At 50.8% G+C, this 16646-nt stretch carries 16 protein-coding genes; 1 reads left to right on the forward strand and 15 read right to left on the reverse strand.

What is annotated here, in order from left to right:
• Positions 1–41: 41 nt before the first annotated feature.
• The 3 genes from CWB99_RS06325 to CWB99_RS06335 form a co-directional block, all read right to left on the reverse strand.
• The gene (locus CWB99_RS06325) at positions 42–989 is read right to left on the reverse strand and encodes a homoserine O-succinyltransferase (protein ID WP_138550285.1); all 948 of its coding nucleotides are present in this window, start codon (positions 987–989) and stop codon (positions 42–44) included.
• 128 nt (positions 990–1117) lie between these two features.
• Positions 1118–4279, reverse strand: coding sequence for a PAS domain-containing hybrid sensor histidine kinase/response regulator (locus tag CWB99_RS06330; RefSeq protein ID WP_171045276.1), 3162 nt, complete (start codon positions 4277–4279; stop codon positions 1118–1120).
• 11 nt (positions 4280–4290) lie between these two features.
• Positions 4291–5235, reverse strand: coding sequence for an ABC transporter substrate-binding protein (locus CWB99_RS06335; protein WP_171045277.1), 945 nt, complete (start codon positions 5233–5235; stop codon positions 4291–4293).
• A gap of 141 nt (positions 5236–5376) precedes the next feature.
• Between CWB99_RS06335 and CWB99_RS06340 the strand changes: the two genes are divergently transcribed.
• Positions 5377–6471 (forward strand): response regulator, encoded by a 1095-nt coding sequence (locus CWB99_RS06340; RefSeq protein ID WP_138550288.1) that lies wholly within the window; start codon positions 5377–5379, stop codon positions 6469–6471.
• Between the two features lie 105 nt (positions 6472–6576).
• Here the strand turns inward: CWB99_RS06340 and CWB99_RS06345 are convergent, their stop codons facing one another.
• From CWB99_RS06345 to CWB99_RS06395, 12 genes are all read right to left on the reverse strand, one after another.
• Complete coding sequence (locus tag CWB99_RS06345; protein WP_138550289.1) at positions 6577–7587, reverse strand: phage late control D family protein; 1011 nt, start codon at positions 7585–7587, stop codon at positions 6577–6579.
• A 2-nt stretch (positions 7588–7589) separates the two neighbouring features.
• On the reverse strand, positions 7590–7802 hold the full coding sequence (locus tag CWB99_RS06350) for a tail protein X (protein ID WP_138550290.1): 213 nt from the start codon (positions 7800–7802) through the stop codon (positions 7590–7592).
• A gap of 9 nt (positions 7803–7811) precedes the next feature.
• Entirely contained in the window at positions 7812–8267 is a 456-nt protein-coding gene (locus tag CWB99_RS06355; protein WP_010385141.1) for a phage tail protein, read from the reverse strand.
• 27 nt (positions 8268–8294) lie between these two features.
• On the reverse strand, positions 8295–11975 hold the full coding sequence (locus CWB99_RS06360; protein ID WP_138550291.1) for a hypothetical protein: 3681 nt from the start codon (positions 11973–11975) through the stop codon (positions 8295–8297).
• 159 nt (positions 11976–12134) lie between these two features.
• Positions 12135–12260: a hypothetical protein gene (locus CWB99_RS24770; protein ID WP_283235352.1), complete on the reverse strand. Its 126-nt coding sequence runs from the start codon at positions 12258–12260 to the stop codon at positions 12135–12137.
• 5 nt (positions 12261–12265) lie between these two features.
• Positions 12266–12523 carry a phage tail assembly protein gene (locus tag CWB99_RS06365; RefSeq protein ID WP_125781843.1) on the reverse strand — a complete coding sequence of 86 codons (258 nt, stop codon included), beginning with the start codon at positions 12521–12523 and terminating at the stop codon, positions 12266–12268.
• Positions 12524–12622: 99 nt separating this feature from the next.
• A complete protein-coding gene (locus CWB99_RS06370) occupies positions 12623–13132 on the reverse strand; it encodes a phage major tail tube protein (protein WP_125720012.1) in 510 nt (169 codons plus the stop codon).
• Complete coding sequence (locus tag CWB99_RS06375) at positions 13132–14541, reverse strand: phage tail sheath C-terminal domain-containing protein (protein WP_138550292.1); 1410 nt, start codon at positions 14539–14541, stop codon at positions 13132–13134. The genes CWB99_RS06370 and CWB99_RS06375 overlap by 1 nt, the downstream gene beginning before the upstream one ends.
• Before the next feature lie 124 nt (positions 14542–14665).
• On the reverse strand, positions 14666–15001 hold the full coding sequence (locus CWB99_RS06380) for a GPW/gp25 family protein (RefSeq protein WP_138550293.1): 336 nt from the start codon (positions 14999–15001) through the stop codon (positions 14666–14668).
• Positions 14998–15315 (reverse strand): PAAR domain-containing protein, encoded by a 318-nt coding sequence (locus CWB99_RS06385; protein WP_138550294.1) that lies wholly within the window; start codon positions 15313–15315, stop codon positions 14998–15000. Before CWB99_RS06385 ends, CWB99_RS06380 begins: the two co-directional genes overlap by 4 nt.
• Positions 15316–15317: 2 nt before the next feature.
• Entirely contained in the window at positions 15318–16061 is a 744-nt protein-coding gene (locus tag CWB99_RS06390) for a phage baseplate assembly protein V (protein ID WP_138550295.1), read from the reverse strand.
• On the reverse strand, positions 16058–16639 hold the full coding sequence (locus CWB99_RS06395; protein WP_054015369.1) for a hypothetical protein: 582 nt from the start codon (positions 16637–16639) through the stop codon (positions 16058–16060). Before CWB99_RS06395 ends, CWB99_RS06390 begins: the two co-directional genes overlap by 4 nt.
• Positions 16640–16646 lie beyond the last annotated feature (7 nt).

Raw genomic sequence — 16646 nt, forward strand, 5'->3', positions numbered from 1 at the left:
CATCGGCAATGGCTGCGCCATCGGCCGCAGTGGTGATAGGTTTATTCGGCATAATTGTTAGTCCTTACATCCTGGCTAACCAGATTAATATCGTACGGAGTGGTCTGGTAAACATAGTAGTTTAACCAGTTGGAGAATAACAAAAAGGCATGGCTTTGCCATGTCTTTGATGGCTTGGCGCTGACATCATCTTCGGGGAAATAATTCTCCGGCTTGGGTGCATTCGGCCCTTTTTCACAATCGCGAAAATACTCTTTACTCAAAGTATCGGCATCATATTCCGGGTGCCCGGTAATATACACCTGACTGCCAGAGACATTTTTAATTAAATAGGCCCCTACTCGCTCAGAACCCGCCAGCGTCACCAACTCCTCACAGGCTTCAATTTGGCTGGCCTCGATATGGCCGTATCGTGAATGGGGTACCAAAAACTCATCATCAAAGCCACGGGTTAATGCACCATGTTCAAAATAACAGTGGTGACGGAACACCCCGCAAAGCTTGTCTTTTTTAAGTTCCCGCTTCAGGCCATGGTGATGAAACAGCCCCGCATGTGCCGCCCAGCAGGAAAACAGCGTTGAGGTTACATGGTGTTCGGCCCAGTCGAAAAATGCCTGCAACTCTTCCCAGTAAGTCACTTCTTCATACTCGAGGTGAGCAAGTGGTGCACCGGTAACAATCAGCGCATCGTAATTTTCTTCTGTAACATCTGAGAAATAGCGATAAAACATATTGAGATGCTGCTCAGAGTTTTCAGAACTACGATGCGTATCCAGGCGCAGCAAGTCGACATTAACTTGCAGCGGCGTGTTGGCCAGCAGACGAATAAACTGTACTTCTGTTTCCACCTTATTGGGCATCAGGTTGAGTATCGCCAGCCGCATAGGCCGGATCTCCTGCGTACTGGCTCGGCTTTGTGGCATCACAAAGACATTTTCATGACGCAAATGGCTGATGGCAGGTAAATCGTCGGTGACTGTGATTGGCATGATATTCCCCTCAGTGACTAGGACCCTTAAAGATAGATCCGCTAACTTGCGACATTATGAAGCAACGGGAATAAATTTCAACTTCTAGATGTTTAGCCGTCTAAATTAAATATGCGCTCATCCACCCGTTAAAACGCCGCTCTGAGCAGGTGGCTGGAGCGCGTCAATACCTCTTCCAGTGTCAGGATCAAATTTGACTGCTGAGGGCTTTGCTGTTCAATGGCCTGTTCCAGCTGCGCAGCAAGCTCAGCACAGCGCACCAGCCCCAGGTAACCTGCCTGCCCTTTTAATGTATGCGCCATTCTGGCTGCCTCTTCAATGTCCTCTTCCTGCAACCTTTCCCTCAGCCGCGTACAAAACGCCTCCTGTGCAACAATAAACTTATCAGACATTTTTCGATAAAACGCTTCGTTGCCGTTGACGTGTTTGAGCCCTTGCGCAATATCAAGCAATTCACTTTCAGTTTTATCCTGCGTAGATATCGGCATTGATGACAGCGTGTCGGCAGGCTCAGGCTTGCTGAGCACAGGCGCTTCATGACACCTCAGCGTGGTTTTTCGACTAAGCCATTGATATATCTTCTGATAAGCCAGCTCAACATTTATTGGCTTGGCAATATGATCGTCCATACCACAGGCTTTGATTTCCTGCAGGTCATGTTGCATAACATTTGCAGTCAACGCGATGATTGGCACCTCCCGACAGGCTGACCTTTTTCTGATTTCCCGGGTTGCGGTATAACCGTCCATGACTGGCATTTGGCAATCCATCAGGATCAAATCCACTTGCGTTTCCTGTAATCGCTCCAGAGCTTCTTTACCATGCTCTGCGGTAAGCACCTGCATACCCGCGTCAGTCAGTATCTCCTGGGCAATTTCCCGATTAATATCGTTATCTTCAACCAGTAATACCCGTGCGCCTCCCAGCACTTCTGGCAAAGCCCCTTGCTCAATCTGAGTACCGATTTGTGGTGTAGGCTCTGCGTTCAATTCTCCAATAGGAAAATCGATTTCCACAAAAAAATGTGTGCCTTTTCCCTGGCTGCTTTCACACCAAATCCTGCCATCCATCAGTTTTACCAGATTTTTACTGATTGCCAGGCCCAGACCGGTTCCACCATACTGACGAGTCGTCGACGCATCCGCCTGAGTAAACGGGGTAAACAAGGTTTGTTGCTGCTCCTGTGAAATGCCGATGCCGGAATCAGATACCGTGAACACAATTTTTGCACTTGATTCTGTCAGGGTCTTAACTGCCAACTGCAGAGACAGACTGCCATAGTGCGGTGTGAATTTAACCGCATTACTGAGTAAATTGAGCAATATCTGACTGAGCCTGAGTGAATCTCCCAGCAGAACCTGAGGCAACATGCTGTCCAGGTTTACCTTAAAATCCAGCTGCTTCTCTTCGATCCGCACGGCGATCAGGCCACAGATATGCTCAATGAGTACTTTCGGACGAAAAGGTACAGACTCCACACTCAGTTTGCCCGCCTCAATTTTAGAAATATCCAAAATATCATTCAGGATCACCAACAGGTTATCCGCAGCATAACGTATTTTTTTCAGATAATTGTGCATTTTTGGCGACGCATCCATTTTGAGCGCCAAGTGGGTTAACCCGGTGATTGCATGCATAGGGGTGCGAATTTCATGAGACATGTTGGCAAGGAACTGTGACTTAGCGCGGGTAGCACTCTGCGCGGCCTGAATGGCTTCTAGAAGGTTTTTCTCAGTATCTTTGCGCTCTGTAATGTCCCGAATGATGGCGGTGAAATAATTCACCTCTCCCACTTTGGTTTCAGCAACGGCCAGGTCGATGGGAAAGCACTGGCCATTTTTCTTGCGTGCTGTCACCTCACGTTTGTTACCAATGACTTTTTTAACGCCTGTATCAAAGTAGTTTTGTATATACTGGTCATGGTTGCTTCGGTCTGGCTCTGGCATCAGCATACGCAAATTGTTTCCCAGCACCTCGTCGCGCGCGTAGCCAAACATGTCCACTGCTGCCGGACTAAACTCCTGTACTTCACCGTGAATGTTGATCACGATAATGGCATCAGCCGCCGTATCAATGATGGCACGAGTCATGGCCTGATTTTCAATCAAAGAGCGTTCTTTGTGCATCTGTTCAGAGATATCCTGGACAATACCCACGAGTTTGTAGTGTCCTGTATTACTGTCCAGATAGCGCTCAGCCATCAGCCGAATAAAGCGACATACCCCGTTGTTATACAACTCGTAATTGAAATCATGGTACTGTTGCTGTTTATCTAACATAGTCTGTAATGCCGCCTTGGAGGCGCTATCATTATGACCAAATAAGGTGTGTACGGTTGCCGGCTGCGCCGCAGATGCGCCAAGGATTTCATAAGCCTCCTGAGACAAGTGGACCAGGCCGCTTTGCAGTTCTAACTCCCAGCGGCCCAGACGTGCCATTTTTTGTGCCTGCTCATAATTCAGATTGGCACTTTGCAGCTCCGCGGTACGTAATTTTACGCGAGATTCGAGCTCACGCTGATTGTTGTCCAACAGGGTTATATGTTCACGAATGGCACTGGCGGCCCAGTTAAACGTCCTGGTCAGCGTGGCGATTTCCTTGAATCCTGATTCCACTTTCTGATGCGTATAGGTGCCATCGGCAAGCAAAGAGGCCTGTCTGGCAAGCTCACCCAAAGGTGTAATAACGCGCTTTTTGAGCAGTATCATCACCACCAGGATCAGTACCCCACAGCATATCCACATCAGCGCCAAATTAAACCGGATATTACGCCACAAAGCCTGTTCACTCAGCGCCAGATTGTAATGCAGGTAAATAATACCAAGTCGGGTAGACCGCAGCTCAGTACTGGAAGGCATGGCAAAACTCTGAAATGCCTCAAGCTGTGTGCGGTCAGCAGAAAAGGTCAGCCGCGGCATGTTGCTGCTCCGGGCAGCTTTAATCGCCTTATCAGACCCCAGACTTGCAATGTCCTGTAAGGACTTGCCAACCTCGGCAAACTGATTGCTGAATAATATTCGTCCGGTATGATCCGCAACCACAATGCTGATGACTTCCGGCACCGTGCCTATCACAGACAAATCATGGCGGATTTCTTCGGCCCTGTCCGAACTCAGGTTTACTTCTACATGGCGTTTCAATGTCATCAGCAAGTAGTTGGCATGTGACTGATGGCTTGAATAAGAGGCATCCCGGCTGCCAGTATAAATCACCATAGTACTCAGACTCAGTACAGCCAGACACAATAACAGGACGCCAACAGGCACCCAAAATGCCAAAGAGGTGGGCACACCCGGCCGTCTCATTGGCGCACAAACCTCGCATCAACCAGGCCACGCACATCTGCCACTTCATCAATCATATTCTGCTCAATCAACACAGATAACAGCCGTACTACGGTTGAGTGCAAAGGGGGATCTACCCCCTTACCTACGAGTAAGGAGCGGTTGGTCGGGGCATCGGCAAGCGTAATACCACCGAGTGCCGCTAACAGCTCGTGCGGTTGTAATCCAAGCCGTGGGGACATCAGCTGTGCGGCGTTTTCCGGGTATTTTTCTATATATGCCAGTGTCTCAAATTGAGCCGAAACCAGTGCCTGTAACGCCTCATGATAATGGCTAAGGTGTGCGGTTCTGACCACCAGCACGTCGACGATTTTGCCCGGGATCTGCGCACTATTAAAAATAATTTTATGATCCTGATTCACAAGCTGAGTGGTAACCGGTTCAAATGTCACTACCGCATCAACGACACGTGACTGAAAGGCCCTAAAGTGCTGATTGACCGGCAAGTGCACCGCATCAATATCCTCCATACTCAATTGTGCCGCATCCAGAGTTTCATGCAGCATCAACGCACCAACTGCAGTTTGTTCATATGCTATGCGCTTACCTTTGAGTTGCGCCAGTTCGGAAACTGACTCACGCACAACCACCGCATCGGCCCCGTTTGATATGTCCATGATCAGGACGATTTTGAGTGCAATCCCCTCAGCAACCAACAGTAAGGCTTCATCGAGCGTCAGTGCCGCAACTTCAATACGACCATGACGAAATGCATCCATGGTATCGGTCGCAGACAGCAGCTCAACCAGCTTGATATTCTCTTTCAACAGACCTTTTTGCTTGGCCAAATAAAGTGTCTCGTAGCCCGGCCAGAGATTAAACCCGACTCTGAGCTGCGTGCGAGATGAATCAGAACACCCGACAATCAGTGTAAACACCAGTGCCAACAACAAAAGTTTCACTGCTTTCCCCATCCACCAGGTCATTGGTAAAGTTTCTTTTTGTATTCTAGTCTTGAATTGAGAACTTGGGGGCTGAACGAAGAAAATAGCAGCATATTGCACCTGTCAGCCACGATGATGTTAACTTAACTGGTGAGCTGAATGGAGACAATTCTGATCGTTGATGATGACGACTTTGTTGTAGAATATCACACACATATGTTGTCACCACAGTACCGGATAGAAGTCGCACAAGACGGCGAAGCAGCACTTGAACTGGTCGACTCTCGCTCGCCGTGCCTTATTTTGATGGACATTCAGATGCCACGTATGAATGGTTATGAAGCAGCCTACAAAATCAGGCTTGCCGGTCATACTATGCCCATTCTGTTTTTTTCAAACCTGAATTCGCTACAAGAACGGTTAAAGGCTTATGATGCCGGTGGCAACGATTTTATTGCCAAACCGGTGGATGAGCAGGAGCTGCTAACCAAAGTATCGATACTGCTCAAAACGCATAAAGCAAGCTCAGGCCATGCCGACGAAGTCGCCGTTAAGGCACTATCGGATCTGTCATCTCTCGGCTATGTAATGGGATTTTACCGGGACAGTTTTCATTGCCATGATCTGACACATCTTGCTCAGGCCGTTTTTAAGCTCACCCGCGGATTTGGTCTGAAGTGCTCACTGATTATTCGCGATCAAAAAGCCAATCCCTGCTTTTTTGATGACGGGATCGCCAAAAACATTGATGCGGCTTTGCTGGAGTCCTTACAGGGCGCAAATCGAATCATGGCCTTTGGTAAACACAGGGCCGCATTCAACTGGCGTCATGCCTCTTTACTGGTCAAAAATATGCCTGCCGATCCAGACAGAGCCGGCTCAATGCGAGATTACCTCGCCTATATGATGGACGGGCTGGAACAATGCACAGGCAAAGTGCTGGCTGAGCAGACCATGAAGCAAACTATTCAGGATTTCAGGGCGCAAAATACTGACATTAAAAATGGTATTGTCACCTTGATTGACGATATGGAAATACAGTTGGAAGTGTTGTTCTCCACACTCAGTATCGATAACGACATTTCAGAAGCCTCAGAAGAGCTGCTGGTCAACATGATCCAAACGGCCAAAACCGCTGCGGAAGAAAAAGTACAATCGGGATTGGTGATTGAAGACCAGTTGACAGAGGTACTGGATATGCTGCAGGAGAAACAGGAAACAGCGAGCCCGGGTGATGATATAGAACTATTCTAGCTTGGCTATAGGTAGGGCATTACCTGGCGTATTAGTCACGCCAGACAATGCGGGGGCAGGAAAGGAGAAAGGACAAAATCACGTCTGGCCGACATGATGGCAGGGTTAACTGGGTTGCTCTGCTTTGATCTGACACACATACCCCTGTGACGTCAGTTGATGGGTGACCTCTTTGATAAACCATTCACCCTTCAGGTATTCCACCGTTTTATCTACCGTGATCAAAGCACCGGCGACTATGTCTGGGTTACCAGGTACCGTTAAATACACCTCACCATGAGCACGTCTCAGGCGCGTCAGATGACTGTTTGCTGCAGCCTGAGCAGCTGCTTCATCCGAATAGAGATAAGGTAAAGTCACCACAGGAGCCGCAGCCCCCGCCTGCACCGCAATCCGCTGTGCCTGCTGCGTATCGTAGTAATAGCAGAGCACACCACCCACTAAGTGGTAGTGGCTGGTTGCCCTGGACCAGTGTATTATTTGATGTGTACTCAGTGTGGCCGAGGTCACGGTTTGCCCTGACAACGATTGCCCGGTGCCTTTAGTGACAAACAGCAACTTATCTGCCGCAATTTTCATCACCGCGTCGTAGCGCCGGGCAAGTCTCGTAAGCAACTGCATATCACTTTCACTTTGCTCCAGATGCTCCAGAGTAATGCTCTGCAGTGCTTCGCTCACGCCACTTTGCAACCCATACTCAGAAGCAATTTGTGCCACCAGGTCGCCAAGGGTAATAGGCTCATCACTCCCCTGCTCAGGCCAGGAGCGGTATCTTGGCGATTTAAAGTCGGCATCCCACATAATGCTGTTGCCATACAAAGTGAGTGCCCGGGCAGGTCCCGTTAGTTCGTACGCCCCTACATCAAACTTACCAACCGGGGTAAGTGCAGCATGGCTGTCTGGCGTGCCGTTTTTATATCCCAACGCAATTTCCAGTACATTGCCAGGCTCCGGGAGCTGAATTGGCAGCTCTTCCAGGTTATCGAATCGCACCATGCATACATCACTGAGCAAGCCGGTTCGCTGCGTTACACTGACTTCAACGATCCGATCTTTAAGACGCTCGGTGACTTCATTACCATTCGCTTTGATAGAAAAATAGGGTTGCTGGTTCATAACTAATCCCAAATATTGATCACATGCTTGGTCTTAGGCTTAGGCAGCTCAGGAAGAAAAATTTCCACACCCGCCGGATAAATTGCCCCCAGTGCAGCCAGGCCCGCATTGGCCCCCAGCACTTTTTCAACCGTGCCAGCACTTTGCCCGTAATGGCGATAACAAATGAGATCAAGACAGTCTCCATCACGAGTCACATAATTTACACCTTTCATGGTTTCTCCTTATTCGGGCTCTTTAAGTGCCGCCTGATAACGACTCAGGCGCATTGAAAACTGGATCTCCCGGGGAATGCCGTCATTGAAAAACAAGGTCCGGGTTTCGCTGATGCTACTGATCACCCACTTCCCCAGGACCCGCCCCACACTGGGGTTGGTCTTGCCACTTTCTTCTACATAACCCAGGGTCAGAGGCTGCCCTTTGGCTGCCTCTTCGCGCATATAATCGAGTTGCTTTAACCCGTTTTCGACGATTTGCGGGAAAATGGTGCCTTCGAGATCCAGCGTTTGTTCTCCTACCCCAATAAACTGCATCAAAGGGCTGTTTTTATTTGTCGGGGCATCAAGCGACTTCCAGCGATACTGGGTGTCGTATTTCAGCTTGTTAAATGCCGCTGTGCTGACCGAGAACTTATAGTCACCCAGCTGCATCATGTGTCTGGCATGATTGGTATTGCTCATTGTTCACCTGAAGAATGAATTGTGGGTTTAAGCCACCTGATTGAAATAGCGCGCATTCAAATCGCGAACGGCCTGCTGTTGCTGCTGTTCAAGGATCTGCTTAACCTGAACAGCAATATCCTGAGCCTGCTCGCCACTGCGCGCATTGACTGTGATGTTGGCATTGACCGTTACCTGTGCGCCCTGATGTGCTGAGTCACTATTGACGGATGTGGCTTCTGCATGTGTTGTAGATGAGGCCTGTGACGTTGACAGCGCTTCTGGCGTGCTTGCGATGTTGCCTTTATCAACTGCCACATCACCCGGCTCGGCCACTTTGTCAGCACCAAACCAGCTGCTAATGTGCGACCCTACCGCCGCATTGGTGATAAACCCTGCCAGTGGCGCAGCCATTTTCAACCAGGGATTACGGCTTTTTTCCATTAACCCTGTCACAGCCTTGGCTGAGAACATGCCACCGAGCGTACCGCCAATCACCCCTGCTTTTTGCGAGCCACTCAAAGACTCATCATTGGCGGCATGCCACACGGTGTGATAATTCAAAGCATCGCCGACAAAATTGCCAACTTTTGCCACTTTATGTGCACGACTCTTGTCATTTCCGGCGCGTTCAGCCAGCGCGGATGCGGTGCCTGCGACAAGATTAAACGGATTAATAAACTGATTTTTGATAAAGCCTTCAGCCAGACCCAGCAGGTTACTGCTATTACCATTTTGTGGCGCCGTGCCGGACACGCCGGCGTCATTCGCTGTACCCTGCGATGTCTCAACATTGCCACTGATATCAGGTGTGGCCTGAGGTTTGGCAGGTTCATCATCAGCAAACCAGCCTCCGAGCTTTTCACCCAGCCAGCCGCCAACAGACTCACCGCCCATCGCACCCAGCGCGCCTCCGACCAGACCACCTATGGCAGTACCGATCCCCGGGATCACCGAGCCAATGGCTGCACCTGCTGCGGCGCCTGCCCAGGCACCGCCTGCACCGCCGACGGCACTGCCAACCTGCTGAGTTTTCTGCTCGGCACTGAGATTGTCATCTGACAGCGTAGTCGCAACGTCCACCGCGCCCATCACCGCACTCAAAGGGGCAGCCAGCTTACCGAGCATTTTGGCTCCAGGCAGGCGACTAAACAGTCCACCTTTTTTCCCTGCAAACTGGCCCAGTTTTCCTGCCTTAGCATCATTTGCTGCAGCCTGCACCGCTATCGACTTAGATGTCGCATTGGGGAGCTGCCTGCCGCGGTCAAGTGCACGGATCGCATTGCCCTGTGCCGCTGGCTTGCGCTTATTTTTCCTGGTGGCGTTCTCTTGGGACTCTGGAGCAGCCTGATCTTTGCCTTTCCCTTTATTTCGCCCTCGTTTAGAACCTGACTTACCCTTTGGTTTGCCCTTGTTTTTGCGTTTGCGAGGCCGCTTTTTCTCTTCTTCCGGCTCGTCTTCTAAGTGCCCATCAAGTTCATCAAAAACACTGGACGTCTCAGCGTCCCCTTCAGTATCGCCAAATAAACCGGAGCCACTCAAAAACTCAGATGCGGCGTCGCCCAGAGACGACAAATCGCCGTTCATCAGCCCTTTAAAATCCAGCTTGCTGAGCGCCCCTTCATGTTGTGCCAGCAATGATGCTGCGCCGTCCATGCCAAATGTATTCAGCAAATCAGGGGCAGCAGACACCAGTGACGACAAGTCGCCCCCCAGCACGCCCTTCACATCAAGTTTTTGGAACACCCCGGCATGTTGTTGCAGCAACGAGGCGGCCTCATCCATACCAAAAGCATTCAGCAACTGAGGGCCCGCTTCTGTCAAAGATGACAGGTCGCCGCTCAGCAGCGCGTCCACATCGAATTTCTGTAGCGCAGGTAAGGCAGACTCAAGCAAGGCGCCTGCATCGCCCAGTTCCAGTGCTTTAAGCAAATCCGGGGCGGCGTTCATCAGGCTGGAGACATCCCCCTGCACTATGCTTTTCAAATCAAGCTTGGCCAAACCAGGAATGGCGGTTTGCAACTTATCTGCGGCATCGTCCAGTTCAAACGCACGCAACACTTCGGGCGCCGCATCCAGCAAACTGCTCAGATCGCCTTCCATAATAGCCGGGGCATTGAGCTTACTCAGCACCGGCATGGCCTTTTGCAGTGCTGCCGATGCGCCGGGCATATCCAGCGCATCAAATACCGCAGGGGCAACCTCTCCCAGTGAGGCCAGGTCGCCGCTCATCACGCCCCGGATGTCGAGCTTTTGCACAATGCCAGCGTGTTGTTGCAACAGGGCTGCCGCCTCTTCCATGCCCAGTGCATTGAGCAGATCCGGACCGGCTTCAGCCAGAGAAGTCAGATCCCCCCCGAGCAACCCGTCTACATCAAATTTTTGTAATGCCGGAAGCGCGGCAGCCATGGCTGTGCCCGCATCCCCCAGCTCCAGCGCGCTCAGCAACTGAGGCGCCACGTTCATTAAAGTAGACACATCACCTTGCGCTATGCCTTTGAGGTCAAGCTGGGTCAGGCTGGGTATGGCGGCCTGCAATTTGTCTGCAGCCGCGTCCAGCTCAAATGCACGCAAAACCTCAGGCGCAGCGTCCAGTACACTGCTGAGGTCACCTTCGATGATCGCAGGCGCGTTAAGTTTACTGAGTACCGGCAGGGCTTTTTCCATTGCCTGAGATGCGCCAGGCATATTCAATGCCTGAAATAGCTGCGGTGCAGCCTGGATTAGGGAATCTAGCTCCCCTGAAGCAATTGCTGGCATATCCAGCTGCGCAAGTGCAGGCAAGGCTTGCGCGACACTGGCCGAAACCCCATCCAACTGTAAAGCGCTGAGCATGTTCGGAAGCTCTGATGTTAGAGCCTGTACATCACCACGCAATGCACCAGACAAGTCTAGCTGTGCCAGTGCCGGCAATTCTGAAGCCAGTGCCTGCTGCAACTGAGGTAAGTCAACCGCGTCAATGAGTGCAGGCAATGCCGTTTTTAGCCCATTGAGGTCACCGGCGAACAACGCCTTAAGATCCAGATTTTGTAATACCGGTAATGCGGATTGAAATGCCGCCACCGTCTGGCCGAGATCCAGTGAACGCGCCATTTCGGGCACCAAAGTGGTCAGGCTGTTCAGTTCAGTATTCACTGACTGGGACAACGCAGTTACAGCCGATACATCTACGCTACCTTCAGGCACAGCTGTCGCTACAACATCATTGCCAATACCCGCGGAGGTATTCAGTTCAACTGAGTCCTGACGATGCTCGGACGCGTTTACCGGTGTAAAATCTGGTGCCGTTGCGGTTGCTACCTGACCGGCACCACTGGGCTGAGAGGCTTGTTCATTTTTATCAGCAAGGCGCGCAATCACAGCGCCAAGATTATCCAAAGACGCCAGTAAAGCGTCGGGCACTTCATATGCACCCGGATTGTCCACACTCAGGCTGACAGCCCCTTGGCCAGACGCTGGTTGCGCCGACGGCCCCTGTTGTGTCATCACAGCCTGCAGACGTTTTTGCAAATCACTACTTTGTGGGGCTAGTAACACCAGCGCCTGAAGCTGTGCGAGCAATTGCCCGACCGACGCGGCACTGGCATCACTTTGCAGCTGCAGAGAATGCAGTGTCCGGCCGAGTTTCGCCAGTCGCTGGTCCACGCCATTGCTCTGCGCCAGGCGATGTTTAACTTTATTTTTGGCTCCGCCGGGAGCACGAAGATGTTCGACAGTTCCTTGTTTCATAGATTTACCTGAAAGAGTTAAGAAGTGATACCAGAGAATGAAGGGAGGTGGAGTGTGGCATTGCTAAACAGCCTGAAAAAAGCCACTGAGCAATGCCCGCAATTGAATCCACAAACATGCGCAAAAACGCATGTTTGTGGAGGTATGACCCGCAGCGGATCAGGACGCAGAGGTTGCCTCTTTGTAGTCAACCGCAGCATTGAACCAATCGACTAATTCATCTTCGGTCAATGCATTGAGTTCGGTCAGGCCCCAACCTGTGTATTTGGCTAAGGCGATAACCATGGCTCTTAAGCGCCTGGGCGGGATACGAGAAAAGCCTGTAAGGTTTCTCTGAGCTTCACAAAGTCGCTCCAGTCAAGCTCTTCGATGATATCCGGCGAGACTTCGCACAAATTGGAGAAGTAGCGAATTTCACTTTCCGACTCGCTGATATCTGCCTTGTCCACCATTAACCGGTCTCGTACTTTTGGTCGTCTCATTGTCAATTCGGCATACTCATGCCCGTCAACCGTCACTGGAAATGCCAGGGTAATGATTTCTTTCATGCTTTTGCTCCTATTATTATTTTCTCAGTGCGCAGGTTGGCACTCCTCCGGGGATTAAGCCAGTAAGAAGTACCCACCATATCAAGACAAGAGCGCGAATTAAGCGCCAATGGCAGCGCGTAACAGCGCCATTTGATCTGTGCCATTGATTTTGCGCACATCGTTGTACAGGTCAATTTCGTAGATCACTTCGTTGTTGATCTCCAACTTGTACTTCTGCACTGTGTACTGCATCGTCAGCTTGGCTTCTTCACCATCTTTCCAGTTACCCATATCGACTTCTTTGAAGTAGCCTTCCAGAGTCACAACCACAGGCTGTGGTGGCTGACCTTGCGCCTGAATCGCACCGCGCGCGGTTAATGGTGTGGTAGCCCCACTCCAGTCACCCAGCAGCTTGAGCATGTCGGCGTTGTATTCAAGCAAAGTGATACTGCCTTCCAGTTTCTCAAGCTGACCCACGTCCAGCTCAATCGGCGCCTGAAAGCCCGATGTCACTTCACGGGTTTTCACCGTGACTTTTGGTAGCTGAATTTCGTCCGCAATGCCCAGGTAGCCTTTGCCGTCTACGAACAGTTTGAATTTTTTAAGGATTTTAGGAGACATTGCCATTATACGATTTCCTCTAGGTAGTTATTTGTCAGAATGCTCTTGAAGGTGATGTGCTCAGCCGGTGTTGGCGGCGTAAAGTCAAAGCTGAAGTAAACCTTGCCAGCCTGAATGTTTTCCGGCGTATTCAGCTCTTCATCTGCCCAGATTTCGCCGCCCAGGATTGCACCCTGTGCTTTAAGGCTGTCCAGGTAAGACTGCACGCTCTGTTTCACATCTTCGATATAAGTTTTGGTGATGTTACGGTCAACCGCCCACATGTGAGCACGCAGCAGTGAGTCATTGATCATGTCTGCGGTACGAACCACTGACAGGAAGGCCCATTTCGGGTCGCCAGAACACGTACGGTTACCCCACAGCTTGAAGCCGTTTTGGCGGATAATGGTCGCTACTTCGTTTTCATTCAGGTGGTTAGCACGTGCGTTTGCATCACCTAACTGGAAGTCCACCGGGCGTGCAGTACCAACAATACCATTCATTGCGGTATTACTTGGGCTCCACCAGAAGCCACGGTCGTTGTCCGATTTGGCAATCATACCGGCAACACGGGCACTGGCTGGCTCATCAACAGATTCACCATCGCGGAATACACGTACATGCGGGTCAACCACATACACACGACGTGAGCCAATAGTCTGACGATATTTAATCGCTGTGGCATCCGCAGAGCTTTCTTTCTCATTTGGACCGTCGGCAATGATCACCGCACGCAGTCGTTCAGCTACACCAATCAGGTCAGACACAACGGCATTCATTTCACCTGTGGTTTTGTCAAACTGATGAGTGTATTCAGGAGCAATGAGAATACGTGGCGTCATGCCCAGCTCAGATTCCGCCGCCAAAAACGCCGATACACCTTTATAGCCGCCATCAGCTGTGGTGCCTGCCTGCATATTTTTAATCACTTCAGCTTCGTCGGCATGGTCGGCAACACGTACAATAACAACCGCGGCGCCTGCCTGGTCGAAGATGCCATCAATGGCACGTACCAGAGAGCCCTTTAGCGAATCAGAAATATCCGTGACCGCTGCTTTGGCTTTGGCTTCTACATCAGCCTGAATAGCCGTTTTTTCTTCCGCTGTGAGCTCGTAGTCTGCCGCTTTATCGTTAGCCGCTTTAAACGCTTCCACAGCCGCCAGATATTGCGCACTGCTTTCTGCTTTCGCCGCATCGCCTGCAGCCGTTTTTGCTGCCGCAAGTTTTGCCTGATAATCCGCATTGGCTGTGTCAACCAGTTTAACCGCATCTGTACGCTTGCCTGCCACTAACACAGGTGTATTAAGCGGAAACGCCTTTTCGTCAGCAAAAGGGGCCGTACCAATCAGACCAATAACCGCACTTTTAACCGTTTTAATAGGGCGCGTGCCAGTTTGCGCCTCGATGACTTCTACACCGTGTAGAAATTTAGACATAGATATCTCCTTTAAAGGTATGTCAATTAGCTAATAAAAAAGCCACAGCCGAGCTGCTACAAACGCAGCCCAGGTGCTGTGGCTTAAGTTGAAAAATAAATTGAGAAAATTAAAAAATCACAAGTTAGATTTGGATCCCTTCGATGGTTACCGGTTCGCCATTGATTAGGTATAAACCTTCAATGGCGATTGATAATTTGCCGTCTCCGGCCGGGTGCACCGCCACCCCTTCAAGTGCGAATCTTGGCTCCCATTGCTCAAGCGCATTGGAAATGGCAATGGTAATATCACCAACCAGAGAGTGTGAAAACGGCCGGTCAATAAGTTCAAACAAGCCGCAGCCATAATCGCGACGCATCACCCGACTTCCCTTAGGGGTCGTCACAATATCGCGAATACTTTGTTTCAGGTGTTCAACGCCGCTCAGCGGCTTACCTGTCTGGGCATTCATGCCAATCATGTTTCACCTCCTTTATTACCCACAATGAACTTTGCATACCCACCTTCAATCAATGCGTTACAGCTGCTGGGATCGCCCACACGGACAACGGCGTTGCCCCCAATCGTAAAGCCCGGCGCACCTTTAGTTACTGTTTGCCCAACATGAGGTGGTATCTTGCTGTCTTTGCTGTGTGAGTGCTCGGATAATGTGTCACCAACACACAGCACGGCTTCTTTATTGACCTTAAAGGTGCTTTGCGTTGCGGCCACCGTGGCTGGGTTGAAATCGTCATGCGAATTAGTTTGGGCTTTATTTAATGCAATATCTGGCATAGTTACTCCTGGGCTTTGATCATTGCAGCATTGAGCAACAAGTTGCCCTTCGCCGCGACAGCAATATCCTGTGCCGTTGAACTGATATTGACCTGCTTACCCTCTAGCGTCAGAGTTTCTCCTGCCGCGATGCTAATGTTCTTTTCAGCGCTGACAGAAGCGTCATTGCCCACCGTCAGGGTGGCATCCTTAGCCACATTAATTGAGGCGTTGTTGCCCACTTCTACCGTCGCATTAAACCCACACTCAATGCGAAGGTCTCTTTCACTGTGTATTGTGATTTTCGCGGTTTGTTCACCGCCCGTATCCGGCACATAAAGATGATAAGCATGATGTTGGTTGTCATACTCAACCAGCGCGCCATCCTGATAGCGGGTGCGATGTATATGTTCACGACTACTTGCCGCAGCGTAACTTTCCCCTTCACCCGCACCTAACACGTGGTCGGGTTTATGATGATCTGCAGCCGCACTATACACACTGCCCAGGATCACGCCCTGAGCGGTGTCGCCACAAGGCGCAAGAACAATAACCTGCTCACCAATTTCCGGTGCGCGCCAGGTCATGCTATGTGCAGCCATATCGGTCAGCCAGGGCAGTTTAGCTGTGATCCAGTCACCGATTTTGACTTTCACACGAGCCGTTTCATAGTCCACTTCATGCACCGTACCCAGCGTGATCAGCTTGCTTAATCGGTGCTGTAAGTCAGATAGCGCTAACTCAGATTGAGCGGGATCCAGATTCATAGCACCTCCCCGGCAGGCGTTTGCGTGCTGTAGATTAACTTGTGCTCATAGCCCTGCTGCCCCAGATAAACATCCGTGATGGGCGTGCCAGGTGACTCGCTCTGTTCAACCTGATAGTAAAATGACCAGCTCAGTTGTAACTGTGCTTTAATCCCTTCACTGTGCTGACTAAACGCAAAGGTCGTTTGCTCGGCAATAAAATGTTGCCAGTGGGTGGGCACGTCGTCCGCCAACATCGCGGCTTCGCCTTTGCTGAGTACCTCATCCAGCCTCTCCAGCAGCCTGGCTTTATCGCCATCCATCAACGCAATATCGAGCTGCACACTCAGCACCCGCCTGTCAAGCAAGTTTGGGCTGAGGTTTTTGTTGTACGCTGGTCCATAGCTGACACCTTTATCGGTGCCTTTACTTTGCAGCTCGCTGGCCTGGCGTTCCTGCGTAGGCGTTACTGTTAGTTGGGCTTGCTGGGTCAGGTCCGGGGCAACCTGGCTCGGGATTAGATAATCCACCTGAGCCACCTGTGCCAGGGACGTCGTCAGGCGCTCAAGCACCTGGGTGATTAAGGTCGTTCGTTGCATAGACTTG

This window comes from Pseudoalteromonas rubra, from assembly GCF_005887095.1.
Taxonomy (GTDB): domain Bacteria; phylum Pseudomonadota; class Gammaproteobacteria; order Enterobacterales; family Alteromonadaceae; genus Pseudoalteromonas; species Pseudoalteromonas rubra_E.